This is a genomic window from Olsenella uli (assembly GCF_016900775.1).
In the GTDB taxonomy this organism is placed as follows: domain Bacteria; phylum Actinomycetota; class Coriobacteriia; order Coriobacteriales; family Atopobiaceae; genus Thermophilibacter; species Thermophilibacter uli_A.
In genome coordinates this window covers 1-314 of sequence record NZ_JACJKN010000052.1, presented here as the reverse complement: position 1 = coordinate 314, position 314 = coordinate 1, and the positions used below count along the sequence as shown (strand labels likewise).

Below are 314 nucleotides of genomic sequence, written 5' to 3'. Positions count from 1 at the left end.
CGGCTGAGCCTCGAGCCCAGCGCCTGCGCCGCCGTGGAGGACTCCGTCAACGGTGCCCTCGCGGCCTGCGCGGCCGGCATGGCCACCTACCTCGTGCCCGAGTGGGCCGCGCCCTAGCGTGCGTGGGGGCCAAGCATGGCGGCGGGAAGCTCGCGCAGGCTCCCCAGGACGGCGGCGCACCTCTCGACGACCTCGGGCGTGGGCGCGGCCCACTCGGGCACGAGGTAGGTGGCCATGCCGGCCGCGCAGGCCGCGAGGGCACCGTTGACGGAGTCCTCCACGGCGGCGCAGGCGCTGGGCTCGAGGCTCAGCCG

The 314-nt window shown here is 77.1% G+C and carries 1 pseudogene; it reads right to left on the bottom strand.

Annotated elements, in window-relative coordinates:
* Nucleotides 1-113: 113 nt before the first annotated feature.
* Nucleotides 114-314: pseudogene (locus tag H6A23_RS11270) on the bottom strand (HAD family hydrolase); the annotation flags it as partial.